Consider the following 19,428-nt stretch of genomic DNA (forward strand, 5'->3'; position numbering starts at 1 on the left):
AGACTACCTCATGCTAGAGATAAATTACAATCAACCGGCTACTCTATTTATAATAACGTCATCTCATTTACTATAACGCAAGACAATATACAAATTTGTTTACTAACCAATGGTATAAACATTACCAATACCCATAACAATATTATAGGCGCAGCAGGTGTCAGCGGTGATACCTCAGATAACGATGAACATTCTGCCATTATTGGCATTCAAGCAATCGGGTTAAAAGCCAAGGTCGACTAGCAAAGATTGTAGAGCACGGCTGTGCCTTACTCCCCTTAGTCATCAGACATGAACATCGCCATAGGACAGTTCGCTGGTATATTTTGGTGAACGCAGGCAAGCGTAGGCGATCCATCCATAGAATAGAGCGACACATGCCAAAACAGCCCAGCCTGAAATCGGACCCAATGCAGCATTTCTCACGATCTGCCCGAAGGAAATTGCCATTTCCTGATGAGCACCGGTGATCTGCAGCTTGGGGGAAGAGATCTTCAGAGTCCACGCCATCAACAATATGAGAAACATCCACACATAGTTTCTGCGCAGCCGTCGAGACATTGCAGCGCCGAAGCTCATCTGGAAGTGTGGTTCGCGCAGGTCTTGGCCCAAAATTCGTGCCCAACTCCCATCCATTACTCTGCTCGCCAAGAACATAGGGGCGAAATAGTTCCGCTCAAGCAGGCGCACTCGTCCTCGGTAGACATCAAAGAATCGATATCGCCTCGACTCGATGAGGAGAAGCAGCAGAACAAGGATCATCGCGAATAGAAGTAACCCGTGATGCGCCAATGGTGTCGATAGGGAAAGTGAGAGCATTGCGGCCACAGCAGTAATTGCCCAGTTACTCGTTCTATCGATCCGATCCCGCCATCCGGCCATCCGACCAATCTCGGCGCGATGATAATGTGCCAGCACGGTGATGAATTCAGATGATGTTGTCGGAAGTGGGGGGAGCTCAAAACCAGCTGTAAGCTTTTCGCCCAATTGTTGATTTTCGTGTTCCACTCGCTAGATCCCAAAGACGAAGGACAGAATTTAAAGCATACCATGGTATGCTTCAGGACAAAAGTAATGGAATTAACTTATAATATAGGCTGCTAGCCTACTGCATTAAATTGAAGATTTAAACTGAAAGAATATAGCTCACTTTTTAATTGATGCAAAGAGATTAAGTATCAGGGAGATTCATATGAAAACAGCACTTATTACAGGAGCCAATAGAGGGATAGGTCTGGAATTTGTCCGTCAACTCAAAGATAAAGGATATCATATTATTGGATGCTACCGTAATATCACCAAAGCAAAGGAACTCAAAAAATTAGCCGATGAGCTTATCCAATTAGATGTGACTCACGATGAAGATATCGCTTCTTTGAAGAAAAAACTAAATGACAGACCTATTGATTTGCTGGTTAATAATGCGGGTATTAGTGGCGAGCAAGGCGTAACAACAGGTAATATTAATAGAGATAACTTCCTTGACGTGTTAAACGTAAATTGCGTTAGCGTTGTTAAACTATGTGATGCATTACTGCCTAATCTTCAGGCAAGCAGGGATAAAAATATTATCGTTATCAGTTCACAAATGGGGAGTATTTCTGATAATGCCCGAGGGAGATCTTATGCATATCGTGCCAGTAAAGCAGCGCTTAATTGTACCATGCGCAGTTTTGCTATAGATGTGAAAGACAAAGGAATTCATGTCATGCTAATGCACCCAGGATGGGTAAAAACAGACATGGGTGGACCTGATGCATTGGTAGATGTTCAAACCAGTGTTGCCGGTATGCTTGAGCAAGCTGAAAAAGAATTATTCAATAGCCATGCGGAGAAATTACATCGTTTTGATGGTGGTGTGATAGCTTGGTAGCGAGCGGATGCATCATGACGGGCTTTTTAATTGGTGACATTTAGGGTATATGGTTCTTCTTTAATAAAGAAGTTGTGGTAATGGCCGCAGGCTACTTTACTTTATTCCATATGGGTACTCTATTGAGTGTTTTTACCTTCTAATTCGTCTTGGATAATCATTTTATGACTCAATTTAAATTTCTAAAAATAAAAAATTTTGAATATCAATTAAAAACATACAACCAGGTAGCGTCGTCAATTCAAAAAGACGTTTCTCATTTAGAGTCCAAGAAAAATATTAATATACTCACTGCAGATGAAGCTCGTGATCTGGAGTTTTACACGCGAAGTTTAGCTATTTTGATTGAATCTACTTTCCTGCAACTTTATGCCGAACTGGAAGAGGCCTTGTATGATGAGTGTGAAAAGCAATCAATTAAGAAAAATGCAAGTATTTCCCGATTTGAAACGGCACTACAGAAACAAGGAAATAATATTGATAATGAGCATTGGAACACTTTACTGCACATTTCTAAAATTCGTAATTGTCTCTTACACGGCAATGGAAGATTAGATGGTGATCGATATGGTATGGATACAACAGATACAATAAATTCTCTTAACTCAGATGCCAGCACCGCCCTGATCGAAATAATCAATTTACAAGGCCATAGAGAGGGTATTTCTAAAATTAAACTCAATGAAAAATTTCTCAACTATTGTTTTATTAAAATAAAAAACTTTATTGGTTCACAAGAATAAAAACTTTCTAGCGTGAGTAAGTCACATAGGATGCCTTGTGGCCTTAGAGGAAGTGAGGACAACAATAGACATGCCTGCGTTTAGAGAGCGCCTGCATACCCCGCTTCAAAATCCGGAAAATGATCTGGACTTACAGGGAATGAAGATTTAGCACTAAGCAGAATCCTGCCGCAAAGCACTGCATGCAGAAAAAGATGCTAAAAACTAACCGTCGTAGCGAGCATAGCGAAGCAATTGTACGATTTTCAAACAAAACTCAGCTTGCTTCGCTATGCTCGCAACGACGGGGTTTGTTCCTTAACCTGATGGCTACAGGCAAGGCCAGAAACCTACGATTACTCTTTAGACACCAGGAAAAATTTCAGCAACTTATAATGATAGACCGTTGCAACGCTTCTCAGTTGCACACGCTGCTGATGCTTCTCATCTGCATACTCAGCTGATGCTTGGCCACTTCCTCCCGACACTCTTCTATGCCCTCTCTATATCCGAAGCCTCTAAGTTCCGCGGCTGTTTGGTGGCGGTTATTGACAATAGTGCTATCCACACGTTCATCTTGTAGTAAACGCTTAACACAGGCCAGATGACCACGTTCCACAGCATCATGCAGAGCGGTGTATCCAATATTATCCTGCTGGTTAGGATCCAGTTTAGGATCAGCAAGGAACAGTTCAAGAGCAGCAACATTCCCAATCGATGTGGCCATGAACAGAATGGGCTCCGATGATGCCATCAGCGCATTGATATCAATACCTGGTGTTTTCAGGAGCATTCGGACAATTTCTAATGTTTCTTCATACTTATCCTTTTCGCACCGCGCCAGATTTTGGATGGCCTCGGTCAAAGGGGCAGTACAATAGAGATTACTGTATTTGACTACTTTAATATCGTGATAGGCAAGTAAACACCCGCGAATAGCACGTACATCGTGATTACGAATAGCTAGAATTAGATAATCTACATCTTCTTCAATGATACCGGGCTTGCTGTTTTTGAATTTATCAAAATATTCCCGATCGGCCTTTCGCTCCGCTCTCTTAAGTTCAATGATCTGCTTTACATCCTCGTCTTTGGTCATACTGACAACAGAGTCCCCTCGATAAGACGGATTGAATAACGTACCTGGATATTGAATCAATAACTTGGCAGTCTCATTGTGTTTATGTTTCAAAGCTAATTGTAATGGAGTAACTCCATTCACATCACTTGCTGCTGGATTAACACCACCATAGTAAACCAGAGCATGAAGATTTTCATTATGGCCGCTGCTTGCTGCAGCATGAGCGGCAGTGCTGTAGTCATGCGTAGGTTTTGTTACGGTTTCCGGATGATACTCCATGAGTTTCTGTAGAATTTTGGAATCCTTACTGGCAGCAGCGTACGCGCTGTATTCGCTGGGTTTAACGCCATGCCTGAGTAAAGCACTTACCAAATCAACCCTATTTGCGTTAATGGCACAGTCTAAGGCGTTACCATCGTCTGTTCTGGCTGTACTCGCCCCACTCTTGACTAATAGATCGATCATTTCAACTGATTTTACCAAACACAGTGGCTCTTTAGAGAACCAATTGGTTTGATTTACGGCTTGCGGAAACATCTGAATAAGAGAAGAAGCGAGTACCAAATTATTACTAATCACCGCAAAGTGCAATAAATGATAACCCTGAAATGTTTGCTTCTCTAAAGACCAGGATTTTAACTCCTCTAAATCCTCAGCGGTCACTTTATCATAGAGAAAGCGTTGGAATATTTGCAGGCGACTATTCAGATCAGGATTGAGAACCACTCCAAGAGACTGCAGTTGCTTGTCGAATTGTTCTATATTCCCCCCCGTGCTTCTCAGTCTCCATTGTTGCAACATGAATTCCACCTGCATAATCTCCTGGCTCGCTTCAGAGGTAAAATGATTTTTTAATAGTTCACCGGCTAACTCCAGCCTTTCCTCAGGCACTAATTTTTGAATAATTAAACGCATTAATAAGTGTGGCAGGGCTGGATTATTGGAATAGAGTGACAGGTATTCTTCTAAATAAAATTGCTCAAAAAATTTTATGGTATCTGCAAATAATGCATCCGCAATAGATTCGGGTAAAAACAACCGATATTTTACTTTCAAAGCGATGAGCTTGCTTTCAAGACTGCAATTGCCAACAGTTTGAAATTTTCCAGGAATAATATTTTCAAATGTCAAACCAAGAAGGTCATGCAAATCACGTTGAATGTAGCTTTTATTGGATTCTTCTGCACTATCCGCGTAGAGCTTGGCAAACACCTCTTCGGTTAAATTCCCAACTTTAGACATGTTGTAATGCTCTGTAGTGGCATCAGTACTGCACCCCCCGCCATTATTACGATACAAGCTCTCTTCCTTGACGATGAGATCTATCCCATGCTCAGGCCAACCAGTGAATACTTCGACGCCTGAAGTTTTGCTGTCGGCTATCATAGAGGACAAAAAATTATTCCCAGATGACTTTATCGATGAATAATAACTACCCCATGGCTGAGACAGAAAATAATAACGCATCGCCTTTATTGTCATGTTTCTTACTTGTCTGACTGCATCTAAATGTTCAGCATGTGCTCCACTTTTCTCACAATGTGAGACATAAGCATTCATTAAATGCGTCAAAAATGGAGCGGTACTGGAGGAAGAGCTCCCTGTTAACGTGAGAAGGCTATTATTAACAGGAATTGATCCGCTTAATGAAAACAAATGACCAAACATTTTGGAATCTTTCTCGATGCCAGTAGTTGTTTTACTGCGAAGATAATGTTCTTCATAAGCGAGTACGGACTCATCGAAACAATCCAGCTGAAGGCCTAATTCACAAGCTTCGCCTATCGCGCGTAACTGCTCATCGCTGCCTTCTTTAGTTAAATTCTTCACATGCCCTATAACAGCATTGAGATCAAACTGGGGTTTAAGTTTTCTAAAGTTGTTGTAGATCTCATCTCTCCAAACAGAAGAACTACAAACAGCAGTATGGGCTATGCAATACTCAACATCTATACCAACGTCTGCCTCAATGATTGCTTGAACTAAGGATTCTATTGCCTCCCTGGATACCAAATTTTGACTAAAATCATTAAAGCAATCTGATATGATACTTTTAAGAAATTTCGTACTGTCTTTTTGATTTTTGCATAATTCAAGAAGAGTTCTGAATTCCAATCTAACGGTGTAATCATCCCTTCTAAGTAATCCACCCAATATTGTCTTGCCACTTGAATCTTTTTCAAAGAGGGAGGCCGGGTGAAGTTTAACAACATTTAGCAGCAGTGTGGTATTTGTATACTCGGATCTGTTCGCTTTATTCTCGGCAATTAAATCAAATACAGACTTACCTTCTTTATTTTTATGCGTCACATCAATACCTTTCTTGATAAGAAGTGCCGCAATGTCTTCTGCTTGATATTTGCAAGAAATAATCGCAAGTTGCAGATAATTATTTTCATCTTTATCTAAGGTATCGATTTCACATTGTTCATGATTGATTAATGAGCGAATCAATTGCATGTCTTGGTAGCGAGTTTCAGATAAGCTCTGAGCCAGGGCTGTTTGTCCATTATTATTTTTGAGGTTGGGATTCGTCTTAGGATGCTCAACCACCTCATAAATATGCTCTCTAAACTGGTATGAAGTTTCCGAGAACATATGTAACAGTATGGAATTATGTTTAGAGGTTTTCTGATTAGGGTCAAACTCTTTATGCCTTATGAAAGCGGTAAATGTATCCCTTAAGTTGTAACCACTCGAATGGTAGATACCTTCGAAAAATGTTTGGCCTGTTGCAGACGTTTGATTAATATTAAAGTCTTTGTTCTCAAGTAACAGATCGAAGGTTTTATCGACTTCATACGAGGCGGCATGTTTTAAATAGTCGCATAGAAAATTATTGCCTTGCTTATTGACAGCATTGGCATTTGCCCCGGCCTCCATCAATATTTTAAGATACATGGAAAAATCACCATTTTTGGCGTGATTTGAATTAGCCAATACATGTAGAACTGAATCACCTTCATCAGTGACATCAGTGACCGCAAAATTTACTTGACTGAGTTTGGTTAAAATTTCATCCGGACGGCTAACATTATTGAGGACTTCTAACAAATGGGAATTTTTCATATCATCTGCTCATCAGTTTTTTGCACGTATTATGCCAGAGGAACATTAATAAAATATTAAGGCCGAAATGGGCTCATAGAGGGGGCGGAGGATTTATGCAACAACACCGAGCAAATCGCGACATTGTGAAAAGAACCGGTAGTCAATACCCCCTCTTCAAATTATCTTATTCATTTTGCTTATATAAGTAACACATTTGATTTATAACTATAATTTTAAACTAAAAAATGATAGATTCTTAATCTATAATCTAAATATATACTCCCAATCATTTAATGAAGAATAAAATGAATTTCATTCGCCGCTTATTGATTACTTTTGTTTTTTTCATCTCCCCTCTTTATGCCCAAGGAGAACCTTTAAATGTTGGAGTAGAAAGTTTTTCCCCCCCGTTTATAATTCAAGGTACCGATCGTGAGGTTTATGGATACGATATCGATATGATGAATTCGCTTTGTAAAATTATGAATCGAACCTGCCGATTTCATATCATGCAATTTGACAAATTATTGACTGCAGTAGCAGAAAAAAAAATAGATGTCGCAGTCAGTTCAATCACTATTACTCTGGATAGATTAAAACAAGTCGACTTCAGCATGCCCTATCTATTAAGCTATTCTCGCTTTCTAACCAACCACCTCGATAATGCCAAAAAACCTTTTTCTTTAAACCTATTAAACGCTCAAAGAATTGGCATAGAAACAGGAACTATTTTTGGCGATCAAATCGGGCAGATGGGAATAATAAACCCCACGATAAAAGAATACGAAACAATGGAGCTCTTGGTAGAAGCATTAGGCAAAAATGAGGTTGATTATATTCTTTTAGATAACCCAACGGCAATTTACTGGGAAGCTAATGCATCAGGAGAGTTCAGCGTCATAGGCCCTACTTTTTTATATGGAAACGGTTTTGGAATCGCTCTAAATAAAGACAACAAGACATTATTACAAGCCATAAACAGTGCCTTGTTACAATATGAAAATTCTGAGGACTATAAAATTAATTATAATAAGTACCTTGAATTATAATTAATTTTCTGAAGGACTCTAATGCAAGGTTTGACCTTGAATAATGCAACGGCTAATCACCTGTCTGGTCACAAAATCTCCCTGACTGGCCCCGTACATTGAAGCAAAATGCTTGGCTAACATGACTACCCAACCGGACAGACAAAAATTCATTCGTTTTTCAATTTGATCCACTTCGATTTCAAAAAGACCCAACGAATCACTGTCACGTTTATTTGCATACTCCTCCATGATTATTCGAGCAGTTTGTAAATCTTTATCTTTGGTAGGCCAATTTTGATTCATAAAACACTCCCTAAAAAGCACGATTAGGTCTCTATAATATCTACCATATTGAGGTAATTTTATAAATTACAAGGGCAAAAAATATTCTTTTATTATGCCTGAATATGACCAAATACTCAATAGTGAGACTATTTTTTGACCTCAACTTGCGCTCTTATCTCAAACATAAAAAAGCCAAGCGACTTATTTTTTATACCCATTTTTATCTTTATTTGGAGTTAAATAGAGGGGCCTCTGCCCCAGAGGTGAGCCAAGAAAGTTTTTCATAAGTGCTAATGGAATGTTTATCCCGGACAGCATATGATATAGCCACCTGATAATTAAAGTAATGACATCATGACTTATCAAATTTTACCCTCTTTGCTTTCCGCTGATATGACTCGTCTTGGGGACGAGGTCGACTCTGTAATGAAAGCTGGCGCTGACTTTATTCATTTTGATGTCATGGATAATCATTATGTGCCCAACCTGACTTTTGGCCCAGCCTTCTGTGAGGCGTTAATCAAACGCTTTCCCCATTTACCAGTGGACGTACATCTGATGGTTACCCCTGTAGATGCACTGATTGAATCATTTGCAAAAGCCGGAGCTCAGCGGATTAGCATCCATCCTGATGCCACCACCCATCTGGACAGAAGTTTGCAATTAATCAAAAGCCTGGGTTGCGAAGCAGGATTGGTTTTGAACCCTGCAACATCGCTTGATACGTTGACCTGGTGTGTACAACATCTTAGTTTTGTTCTGGTCATGACGGTTAATCCCGGTTTTGGTGGACAGAAACTCATTCCAGAGATGATGCGCAAAATATCACAACTTCATCATCTCTATCCTCAACTGGATCTCTGTGTCGATGGCGGAGTTACTATAGATAATATCGCATCCATAGCCCGCGAAGGGGCTAACCAATTTGTCGCAGGATCTGCTATATTCAATAGCACAGATTATAATAAAACCATTGGCAGCATGCGTGAGCAATTAGCACGTATTTAACAAGGCATAAAACGATTTCCCTCAAAGTTTAGCAAGAGGAACTATGAAAAAATTAATGATGTTGTTGTGTGGGCTATGCTGGTCAGTTCTTTCCTTTGCTTTATCTGGACAAGCCTATATGGATAGATTTAATGCCTATTCAGCTTGGTATCAAAATCTGCCCCTGCAACCTTCACAAGACTTTCTGGACTTTATAAAGGAGAACGCTCCGCTATCCAATAAATTACGTGAAAAATGGCTTTATGAATTAGCAAGAACTAAAGATTGGACTAACTTTAATACTTATTACCAACCCTCCAACGATATTAACCTCGTTTGCTACAAGCAGATTGCTGCATTCAATCTGGGCCAGCAAAAAGAAGCATTAAAAAACTCTATCCCTCTTTGGTTAACTGGCAATTCACAACCGCAACCCTGTAATACTCTATTTGATTTATTGCTTAAAAGTGATGAGTTCGATCAAAGCCTCATTACCCAACGCATAGCACTTGCCCTTGAAAAACGGAACATCCAATTAGCTCGTTATTTATTAAAACAATACAAAATACCTCGTTTAAAACAAATCCAGGCGTTAACGGAGATATACCAAAACCCGATTAATATTAATAAACTTAGCCCAGGGGAATTAAACGATCATTTTTATCTTTATGGCCTAAAACGTATGGTATCCATTAATATGGATCAGGCACTGCGGTTATGGAATCTGGGGAAAACTAAAAAAATATTAAATGAAGCACAAAAACAAGAATTTTTAGCCCATATCGCCCTTTATAAAGCCATGCGTAATCATGTGGATGCCCTTGCCTGGTTCGCTAAAGTCAAACCTTTATATTATAACGATGTATTGCTGGATTGGCAGATTCGCTTTGCCTTAAAAAATAAAGATTGGAAACACGTTGCTGAATTAATTAATGACTCCAAAAATAAGGACACTCCTTGTTGGCAATATTGGCTTGCTCGTTCCTTAGAAGAACAAGGAAAAAAAGAACAAGCAATTGCTATTTATGAGCCATTGGCGAAAAACAGACAATATTATGGCTTTTTAGCCAGTATTCGCTTGAATAAAATTCCAAGTTTTGAAAACGAAAAGCCCTCCACAAATCTTCAAGCATTAAAGCCTTACCAGCCTTTTATCGAGCAAGTTAAATCGCTTTATATTTCCAAGCAAAGCGTACAAGCATCGCGCTTACTTAATGATTTTATTAGTGAGCTGCCAAAAGATGAAGCCAGTGCTTTAGTATACTGGGTAGACTCCGATCTGCAATGGCATGGTAAATCCGTCTATTTAAGTAATAACGAAACACTTAATAACCAACTCTCACTTCGCTTTCCCCTCGCATACAAAAATACAGTAAAAATGTACGCTAAAAAATACTCCGTGGCGCCTGAGTTTGTCTATGCCATCATTCGCCAGGAAAGTGGTTTTAGAGAAGATGTCGTTTCTTCGGCTGGAGCCAGAGGTTTAATGCAGGTAATGCCTTATACTGCCAGTGTCGTCTCTAAAGCAGATAAAATACCCTATAGTGATCAGAAACAGCTTTTTCTTTCCCAAAAGAACATTAATATCGGGGTTGCCTATTTAAAACAACTGACCAAACGGTTCAGTAATCATCCTGTACTTGTTGCTGCAGCTTATAATGCAGGCCCCAAACAAGTCGTTTATTGGTTAAGAACCCATCCGCCTAAAGAAATTGATTTGTGGATTGAAACACTACCCTGGCAAGAAACAAGAAATTACTTAAAGAACGTCATGGCTTTTTATGTGGTCTATCAATACCGTTTAAATCAAAAACCTGATCTGGATAATTTTCTAACTCCTTTATAAATTGACTTCTACAACCCTGGACTTAGTAGAAGAGCAACTACTAAGTCCAAGATAATATAAAATACGGATATGATGATGCAAAAAGTATTTTGGGATAATCCATATCAACAAACCTTAAGTATGAAAGTATTCCTCCAAAGCAAAAAACGGTACTAGTTGCCTACACCTCTACCTTTAACGTCGGTTAAAAATGGGTTGAGTACCCTATGATTCTCTCAAGGAAAAACAATGTTTAATAAGAATAACAACATCATATCCAGTGATCCTCTTAAAAAAGCGTACTTCGTTTAACAAAACGACAATTGTGTGATTTGGAATGCCTATTGAATGGAACGTTTGCCCCCCTGACCGGTTTTTTAAATAGAGATGATTACCATTCTGTATGTAAAAATATGCGATTGGCTGATGGCAAACTATGGCCTATGCCTATCACACTAGATGTCTCCGAGCCTTTTGCAAATAAAGTGCAATTGGGTGAGCAAGTCGTGTTAACTAATGATGAAAATACTCCCTTAGCTTTGCTGACAGTGAGCTCCAAATAGCAAGTCGACAAAGATGAAGAGGGGTAACACTTCATTGCATCCCCCTTATTTCTATAGCTTAATATTTCCTTAATTATCATCAGTTCACCTTAATATTTCCTTAATAGTAGTAGCGTACAATCAAATCATAGTGATCAAAATATATCACTCTAACTAAGAAAGATGCTTAAAGGTTTGATGAAGTGATTTAGGGCGTCATTTTAAGTTGTTCTTGAGAAGTAATTAATGTTCGCCTTTTAATAATACGCTATTTAAGCCCGGCCCCATCTAACAATGGTGCGGATGAAATCATATGGCCTATTTTGGGTCTACCAGTTTCAGAAGTGAAATAAAAAATCAATCAACATGATTTGATTATGAAATGATGGTGGAAACAATGACAAATAGTTATGATTTTTTATGTGGAATTGATTTTACCTGGGTTAAAATTGCGCTAGGAAATGATGACTATCATACGATTAAAGTAGCGGCCAAATTAGCAAAGGTTATTGATCTTTCTGGCGGTCTTAAAAACGCAAAAAAAATTGTTATTAATGAATGTCCTAAATTCAATCAAATATTATGGCCAGAAAATGTAAGTAATATTAAGCATCTTGCAATAGGCAACTGTTCCCTCTTATCTGCCCTTGATCTTTCAGCCCTGGTCAATTTAGAAGAACTGTCGATCATTAATTGCAAGCAATTAACCAACATCCAGGGATTAGGAGAGCAAATAAGATCTATTAATATCCAAGGATGTAAATTGGCCAAATTAGATCTATCACCTTGCAAAAAAATTCAAGATTTTATCTTAACCACCAATAATTCGAATCTTAGTATAAATTTCAATGGTTGTGATTCTCTCGAGTCAGTTATTATCCATGTGGATGGAATTATCACTCATCAACCAGACAGCATCTATAGAAACAAAAATGAAAAAGTTACGTGTCTCTTTTCTCATTGCTCACAACTCCATCTAGTCAAAATAAGATCAATCAATGTTCCAACCGATATTGAGATTATTGAGTGCCCTTCTTTGCAAACCGACATATTCCTCTTAGGAGAACAGGCAACAGTCACTAGAGCACCTGTTTCTGCTTCGGATACTGAAGCAGATTGGGAAAATAAAACAGCCAAGATAGATAAGTACCTCATTGAAAGTAAAAAAAATGCGCTAAAAGTAACTGAACATCTTGAGGATATTGAAACGGTAATTCAAGAAAATGGCATTTCTCCTCAAAAGAAAAAGTCCTGCCTGGTCAAAATTGGACTGCTTATGAGGCCAAGCGCCAAGAGTTGTCATGGTACCGATAACAAACGCACTGTCCCCAAGGATAATGGAGGAGTCATTGATAATCATTCCAATTTTCAGATTACTAAGTATGCAGATAAAAATGAAGTATCCATGTCTCGACGAGTAAATAATAAGTTGGCCCATAGAGTAAATTGGATTTCATCAACTCATTATTTAGCTATAAATCTTGAAAATAAATCCAATAAAATTGAATATCCTTTCAAAAGTACCGCAGAGAATAATCAATATCCTGTAAAAGGGACTTATATTAATGCCTTTGCAATTGCTCCTTTTAGGTCTCTTTTTAATGAGATAAAGCTCAATAAGCCCAATCCATCTATCGGCGTACCAATAAAAAAAACAAAACCTTTATTAAAGATTAGCAATTCTGCATTCACAGCGAATAAGAATGAAAAAAGCTATATTCCTTTTTTGGGGATAAAAGAAGAGTTTCTTACCCTTTATGATTTTCATCAGGTTGAAAAATCCAGACTAGATAGTCAATCTGTATTACATATTGGTAACGAGAATGAAAAAAATAACCTGTCTGTCGTAAAAGGAAAGGATAAACCCGAGCCTCAAGATGAGTTGCAAAGTGTTAATAAAACCAAATCCGCGTCAGACTATTTAACTACGGATCCTGACCTTGTTGATTATGTACCGGAACCAAGCGCGCTATCGGCACCACAACTAAACAAAGATCTAGACTCTCGACATGGTTTAAGTGGTACTACTAAAGAAAAAGCAACAGGAGAAGAGTTAACTGCCGATACTGCACTCATTACTTCTGATGCACAGGAACAAAACCTTTCTACTTTTGATTTCGACTCTCGACATGGTTTAACTGGTGCTGCTAAAGAAAAAGCAACAGGAGAAGAGTTAACTGTCAATGCTGCACTGATTACTTCTGATGCACAGGAACAAAACCTTTCTACTTTTGATTTCGACTCTCGACATGGTTTAACTGGTGCTGCTAAAGAAAAAGCAACAGGAGAAGAGTTAACTGCCAATGCTGCACTCATTACTTCTGATGAACTGGAACAAAACCTTTCTACTTTTGATTTCGACTCTCAACATGGTTTAACTGGTACTGCTAAAGAAAAAGCAAAGGAAGAAGAGTTAACTGCCAATGCTGCACTCATTGCTTCTGATGCACTGGAACAAAACCTTTCTACTTTAGATTTCAACTCTCGACGTGGTTTAACTGGTGCTGCTAAAGAAAAAGCAAAGAAAGAAGAGTTAACTGCCAATGCTGCACTCGTTACTTCTGATGCACTGGAACAAAACCTTTCTACTTTAGATTTCAACTCTCAACGTGGTTTAACTGGCACTGATAAAGAAAAAGCAAAGGGAGAAGAGTTGACGGCTAATGCTGTACTCATTACTCCTGATAGCGAAAGTAATGCTTTATCTGCCTTAACGATACAAGAGAGTCAGGCTAAAACTGAAAGCGAAGAGATTAATTTTGACTTTCATGTGGTTAGAGCTTTGGTGGACTTAAAGCCTCTAGATGTAGAAGGTTTTACTGATGAGTTCACCTCCTTGTTTATTAAAGACTTTTATGACCAAGTAATTAATCGCATAAGAGACGAGTTCGACTCTCAAGTTGATTGGTCTTCAGAGAAAAGATTACAAGCTGAAGGGCAATTTGTAACAGCAGATCCTGAATTAATCGTTGAGGAAGAAAACAGTAATTCATTATTCTCCTTGTCAATAAAAGAAAAGTGTCCTGGCAAAGACGAAGTACTCGTAACGGACAACGAAGAATTTAATTATGACTTTCACGTTGTCAGAGCTTTAGTAGATTTAAAACCTTTGGATGCTGAACGATTTAATGATGACTTTAACACTTTTTATCTCGCAGACCTCAATGAACGAATACATAAAAAAATAGAGAAAGAGCTGATTCGTGATGATTTAATTGCAGCTGAAAAAACCAAGGCAGAAAATGAGCACCTCATTGTAGCTCCTACACTTAGTTCCTATGAAGAAGGGGAAGAGACTGCTTTATGTAATTTGACAATAAAGAAAGAGATTTTTGCGCAAGAACCTGCCCCTGATGAAATTGACTTTGAATACCATGTGGTCAGAGCCCTAGTGGACTTAAAACCTGATAACATGGAGCAATTTAACCACGATTTCACTTCTTTTTATCTTTCAGAGCTCAATCAACAAATCGTGGATAGCGTTAAAAAAGAGTTGGCTCAAAGAGAGCTGATTCGTGTTGAAAAAACCCAATCTGCAGGTGAATATTTAACTGCTGCACCAACACTTACAGATTATGAACAAGAGAATAGTTCCCTGCTGGCTTTCTTATATCAAAATACTGATGATGCTTTTGAGGATTATAACACCCTTGATTTAGATAGATTTACTAGCAATCTTACTGCAACTGTCACTGATCTCAATAAGCAAGTAATCAGCAGTTTTAGAGAGTTACCCCAATCTCAAAGTGAAGCAGATGCTACAACGGATCAAGTCAGCAGGGCAGATTCTTTATCGGATACTGATCTTGAGCTTGATAAGGTATATGAAACTGATGATTTTGATGTTGCTGATTTTCTGGACACCCCAGACCTTCAGCTCAGTGATGACATGCAGGATTTGCTCGATTCGCTGACGGAAGAGGAACGAGAGTTACTCTTCCCTCAAGGTAAAGGATTATCATCCAGCACCGTGCTTTTGAATGCCCTATTTCCGATAACCCCCGATCCAAATAGCGAAATTAATTTAAAAAGAGTCAACGATAATCAGGTCAAGCAGTTGCTGGAATTTTTTGATTCTCAAGCCATATTAGGTATTAAATCCTGGGCAAAGGATGTCATTTATACCTTTGCTGATGGAACTGAATTCCATTTTAAACATGATGTGTTTCAACGCGCCAGAAAAGTCACCCATGAAGGCGTTCGTTACGAAGTGATAAGTAATAAAGCACTTCTTGGTGAAGGAGGGTTCGGTAAAATAAGACGAGTAAAGGGGACTGTAGCACTCGATGCCGAACAGGAGTTAATTCAATTTAAACAACAAGGATCCGATGGGAAAAGACGTGTAGTTAAGGTTCAAGAGCACTCTAAATATTCTAATCCTCTCGAGGATTATACAAGAGGTCTTGAATTTGCCAAAAGAGCAGGCCATCTGGCGATTAAAGAACCTACTGTGGTGGACAATGCCACCATAATGACCCAAACCAGCTATACGGTTATGGATCAAATCAACGGACGCGACTTATTCGATGTAATTAATGATGATCTACAGGGACTAGATGTTTTATCGACGCAAGAGCGGATCGAGTTAGCTCGTGCACTGTTATGGGCCCTAAAAGAACAAGTGACTGATCGAGGAATTATTCATCGCGATATTAAACCAGAAAATATAATGGTTGATTTAGGTCCACCCATTAGTGTAACGATTATTGATTATGACCTAAGTATTGATACCCCTGATGGTCAATTTGCTGGTACTGAGGGTTTTTTTGCTCCTGAATGTCTAAATAACCCTATGGAAGTAAGTCCTAAATCAGACAACTTTTCTTTGGGGCGCGTCCTTGAAGAACTGGGAATGTGTGACATCCCTGATTTAGATGAAACCAACAAATTAAGTATCCAAAAAATAGTCGCGGGAATGCTAGAAGAAGATCCCAATCAACGACTTTCGATTGACGAAACTATTGAAGCTTTTGCCTATATCGATATAGAGGGTTCAGGAGTGCCTTATTCTCATTGGCTATGGGATAACAATTGGATTGATGGCGAATTCGTGCCAGATGCCCTTTTGGAATCCATACAAGCTGCTGATACACGATTAGCTGCAGATGAAGTCGGTGAAGCGCAACAAACACATGAAGGTGATAAGGACACTGATGAGTTTGATGTGGCTGCTTTTCTGGCATCTGATACTCAACCCACTGAGGAAATGCAGGATCTTCTCGATTCGCTGACGGAAGAGGAACGAGAACTTCTGTTCCCTAGAGACAAAGAATTATCAGCCAAAACTCTGCTCTTTGATGATGTTCCGCGTGTTACAAATTACGAACACAACTTGTTTGATATCATCCTGGATGATTATGACGGAATTGATGTTTTATCTACAGATGAACGAATTGAGTTATCTCAGGCACTGCTATTGGCCTTAAAAGAACAAGTGAGTGATCAAGGATTTATTCATCAAGACATTAGACCAGAAAATATAATCGTTCGTTTAGGATCCCCCATTAGTGTGACGATTATTAATGAAGACGTGGATACTCCGGAGGGGCAATTTGCCGGTACTGAGGGTTATTATCCCCCTGAATTTTTATCTGACCCAATGGCTGTGAGTCCTAAAGCAAACGTCTATGCTCTGGGACGAGTTCTTGCTTTAATTTGGCGAGTGGACTTCACCACTTATAGGGACAGCTCTCCTTACACACCCGACAGTTACCGACCTCAAGATTTGCTGGTGGGAATTGGCGACGACATTCCTGATTTAGACGAGAACAATAAATCAAGCATCAGAAAAATCTTGTCTTGGATGTTAGAAAATGATCCCAATCAACGACTTTCAATTGATGAAGCGATTGAAGTTTTTGCCTATATAGGTGGCGAAGGAGTGCCTTATTCTCATTGGCTATGGGATAATAATTGGATTGATGGCGAATTCGTGCCAGATGCCCTTTTGGAATCCATACAAGCTGCTGATACACGATTAGCTGCAGATGAAGTCGGTGAAGCGCAACAAACACATGAAGGTGATAAGGACACTGATGAGTTTGATGTGGCTGCTTTTCTGGCATCTGATACTCAACCCACTGAGGAAATGCAGGATCTTCTCGATTCGCTGACGGAAGAGGAACGAGAACTTCTGTTCCCTAGAGACAAAGAATTATCAGCCAAAACTCTGCTCTTTGATGATGTTCCGCGTGTTACAAATTACGAACACAACTTGTTTGATATCATCCTGGATGATTATGACGGAATTGATGTTTTATCTACAGATGAACGAATTGAGTTATCTCAGGCACTGCTATTGGCCTTAAAAGAACAAGTGAGTGATCAAGGATTTATTCATCAAGACATTAGACCAGAAAATATAATCGTTCGTTTAGGATCCCCCATTAGTGTGACGATTATTAATGAAGACGTGGATACTCCGGAGGGGCAATTTGCCGGTACTGAGGGTTATTATCCCCCTGAATTTTTATCTGACCCAATGGCTGTGAGTCCTAAAGCAAACGTCTATGCTCTGGGACGAGTTCTTGCTTTAATTTGGCGAGTGGACTTCACCACTTATAGGGACAGCTCTCCTTACACACCCGACAGTTACCGACCTCAAGATTTGCTGGTGGGAATTGGCGACGACATTCCTGATTTAGACGAGAACAATAAATCAAGCATCAGAAAAATCTTGTCTTGGATGTTAGAAAATGATCCCAATCAACGACTTTCAATTGATGAAGCGATTGAAGTTTTTGCCTATATAGGTGGCGAAGGAGTGCCTTATTCTCATTGGCTATGGGATAATAATTGGATTGATGGCGAATTCGTGCCAGATGCCCTTTTGGAATCCATACAAGCTGCTGATACACGATTAGCTGCAGATGAAGTCGGTGAAGCGCAACAAACACATGAAGGTGATAAGGACACTGATGAGTTTGATGTGGCTGCTTTTCTGGCATCTGATACTCAACCCACTGAGGAAATGCAGGATCTTCTCGATTCGCTGACGGAAGAGGAACGAGAACTTCTGTTCCCTAGAGACAAAGAATTATCAGCCAAAACTCTGCTCTTTGATGATGTTCCGCGTGTTACAAATTACGAACACAACTTGTTTGATATCATCCTGGATGATTATGACGGAATTGATGTTTTATCTACAGATGAACGAATTGAGTTATCTCAGGCACTGCTATTGGCCTTAAAAGAACAAGTGAGTGATCAAGGATTTATTCATCAAGACATTAGACCAGAAAATATAATCGTTCGTTTAGGATCCCCCATTAGTGTGACGATTATTAATGAAGACGTGGATACTCCGGAGGGGCAATTTGCCGGTACTGAGGGTTATTATCCCCCTGAATTTTTATCTGACCCAATGGCTGTGAGTCCTAAAGCAAACGTCTATGCTCTGGGACGAGTTCTTGCTTTAATTTGGCGAGTGGACTTCACCACTTATAGGGACAGCTCTCCTTACACACCCGACAGTTACCGACCTCAAGATTTGCTGGTAGGAATTGGCGACGACATTCCTGATTTAGACGAGAACAATAAATCAAGCATCAGAAAAATCTTGTCTTGGATGTTAGAAAATGATCCCAATCAACGACTTTCAATTGATGAGGCGATTGAAGTTTTCGCCTATATAGGTGGCGAAGGAGTGCCTTATTCTCATTGGCTATGGGATAACAATTGGATTGATGGCGAATTCGTGCCAGATGCCCTTTTGGAAGCCAGGCAAGGTACTGAAGTAGCATTAGCTACTGGTGAAATCATTGAAGAGCGACAAGTGCACCAGGTTGATAACAGCCTCGATTCGATCAGCGAGCCGCTGATCGAGGTTAATCCTCTTGATAAGGTCAATGATGAGCCGCGTGAGTTAGAAAAGCCTTCCGTATCAGATCATGCTAAGGGTATAGAGAAGACTGATTCCAAGATATCTTCCGGTAATTTTCGTTTCTTTCAACCGGAAACTTCGAGCAGTATCGATTTGAGTTTAAGAGAGAAAAGACACAAAAATTTCTAAAGAAAAAGTCATAGAGATTC

General features: G+C 39.4%; 9 protein-coding genes and 1 pseudogene. 7 read left to right on the forward strand and 3 right to left on the reverse strand.

Annotation, left to right across the window (positions count from 1 at the left end):
* Window positions 1–285: 285 nt before the first annotated feature.
* Window positions 286–1,008 (reverse strand): DUF2270 domain-containing protein, encoded by a 723-nt coding sequence (locus LOX96_RS07595; RefSeq protein WP_250422824.1) that lies wholly within the window; start codon window positions 1,006–1,008, stop codon window positions 286–288.
* 184 nt (window positions 1,009–1,192) lie between these two features.
* Between LOX96_RS07595 and LOX96_RS07600 the strand changes: the two genes are divergently transcribed.
* Together LOX96_RS07600 and LOX96_RS07605 are read left to right on the forward strand one after the other, a co-directional pair.
* Window positions 1,193–1,873 carry an SDR family oxidoreductase gene (locus tag LOX96_RS07600; protein ID WP_250422822.1) on the forward strand — a complete coding sequence of 227 codons (681 nt, stop codon included), beginning with the start codon at window positions 1,193–1,195 and terminating at the stop codon, window positions 1,871–1,873.
* Between the two features lie 164 nt (window positions 1,874–2,037).
* On the forward strand, window positions 2,038–2,616 hold the full coding sequence (locus tag LOX96_RS07605; RefSeq protein ID WP_250422820.1) for a hypothetical protein: 579 nt from the start codon (window positions 2,038–2,040) through the stop codon (window positions 2,614–2,616).
* Between the two features lie 397 nt (window positions 2,617–3,013).
* Here LOX96_RS07605 and LOX96_RS07610 read toward each other — a convergent pair whose 3' ends face one another.
* Window positions 3,014–6,745, reverse strand: coding sequence for an ankyrin repeat domain-containing protein (locus LOX96_RS07610; RefSeq protein ID WP_250422818.1), 3,732 nt, complete (start codon window positions 6,743–6,745; stop codon window positions 3,014–3,016).
* A gap of 287 nt (window positions 6,746–7,032) precedes the next feature.
* On the opposite strand from LOX96_RS07610, the gene LOX96_RS07615 reads away from it, so the two are divergent.
* Window positions 7,033–7,776, forward strand: a complete 744-nt coding sequence (locus LOX96_RS07615; protein ID WP_250422816.1) for a transporter substrate-binding domain-containing protein — start codon at window positions 7,033–7,035, stop codon at window positions 7,774–7,776.
* 18 nt (window positions 7,777–7,794) lie between these two features.
* On the opposite strand, the gene LOX96_RS07620 is transcribed toward LOX96_RS07615, so the two are convergent.
* Window positions 7,795–8,061, reverse strand: coding sequence for a hypothetical protein (locus LOX96_RS07620; protein WP_250422814.1), 267 nt, complete (start codon window positions 8,059–8,061; stop codon window positions 7,795–7,797).
* Between the two features lie 336 nt (window positions 8,062–8,397).
* Between LOX96_RS07620 and rpe the strand changes: the two genes are divergently transcribed.
* From rpe to LOX96_RS07640, 4 genes and pseudogenes are all read left to right on the forward strand, one after another.
* Window positions 8,398–9,051 (forward strand): ribulose-phosphate 3-epimerase, encoded by a 654-nt coding sequence (rpe, locus tag LOX96_RS07625; protein ID WP_250422812.1) that lies wholly within the window; start codon window positions 8,398–8,400, stop codon window positions 9,049–9,051.
* Window positions 9,052–9,094: 43 nt separating this feature from the next.
* Window positions 9,095–10,876 (forward strand): transglycosylase SLT domain-containing protein, encoded by a 1,782-nt coding sequence (locus LOX96_RS07630; RefSeq protein WP_250422811.1) that lies wholly within the window; start codon window positions 9,095–9,097, stop codon window positions 10,874–10,876.
* A 293-nt stretch (window positions 10,877–11,169) separates the two neighbouring features.
* Window positions 11,170–11,418, forward strand: a pseudogene (locus tag LOX96_RS07635) (adenylyltransferase); the annotation flags it as partial.
* 376 nt (window positions 11,419–11,794) lie between these two features.
* On the forward strand, window positions 11,795–19,408 hold the full coding sequence (locus LOX96_RS07640; RefSeq protein ID WP_250456358.1) for a protein kinase domain-containing protein: 7,614 nt from the start codon (window positions 11,795–11,797) through the stop codon (window positions 19,406–19,408).
* Window positions 19,409–19,428: the final 20 nt, after the last annotated feature.

The organism is Legionella maioricensis, from assembly GCF_023618015.1.
Lineage (GTDB): Bacteria > Pseudomonadota > Gammaproteobacteria > Legionellales > Legionellaceae > Legionella > Legionella maioricensis.

Coding starts and splice junctions, on each gene's coding strand:
- LOX96_RS07610 (WP_250422818.1), bottom strand. CDS start 6,745: ATGAAAAATTCCCATTTGTTAGAAGTCCTCAATAATGTTAGCCGTCCG.
- rpe (WP_250422812.1), top strand. CDS start 8,398: ATGACTTATCAAATTTTACCCTCTTTGCTTTCCGCTGATATGACTCGT.
- LOX96_RS07630 (WP_250422811.1), top strand. CDS start 9,095: ATGAAAAAATTAATGATGTTGTTGTGTGGGCTATGCTGGTCAGTTCTT.
- LOX96_RS07605 (WP_250422820.1), top strand. CDS start 2,038: ATGACTCAATTTAAATTTCTAAAAATAAAAAATTTTGAATATCAATTA.
- LOX96_RS07600 (WP_250422822.1), top strand. CDS start 1,193: ATGAAAACAGCACTTATTACAGGAGCCAATAGAGGGATAGGTCTGGAA.
- LOX96_RS07615 (WP_250422816.1), top strand. CDS start 7,033: ATGAATTTCATTCGCCGCTTATTGATTACTTTTGTTTTTTTCATCTCC.
- LOX96_RS07640 (WP_250456358.1), top strand. CDS start 11,795: ATGACAAATAGTTATGATTTTTTATGTGGAATTGATTTTACCTGGGTT.
- LOX96_RS07620 (WP_250422814.1), bottom strand. CDS start 8,061: ATGAATCAAAATTGGCCTACCAAAGATAAAGATTTACAAACTGCTCGA.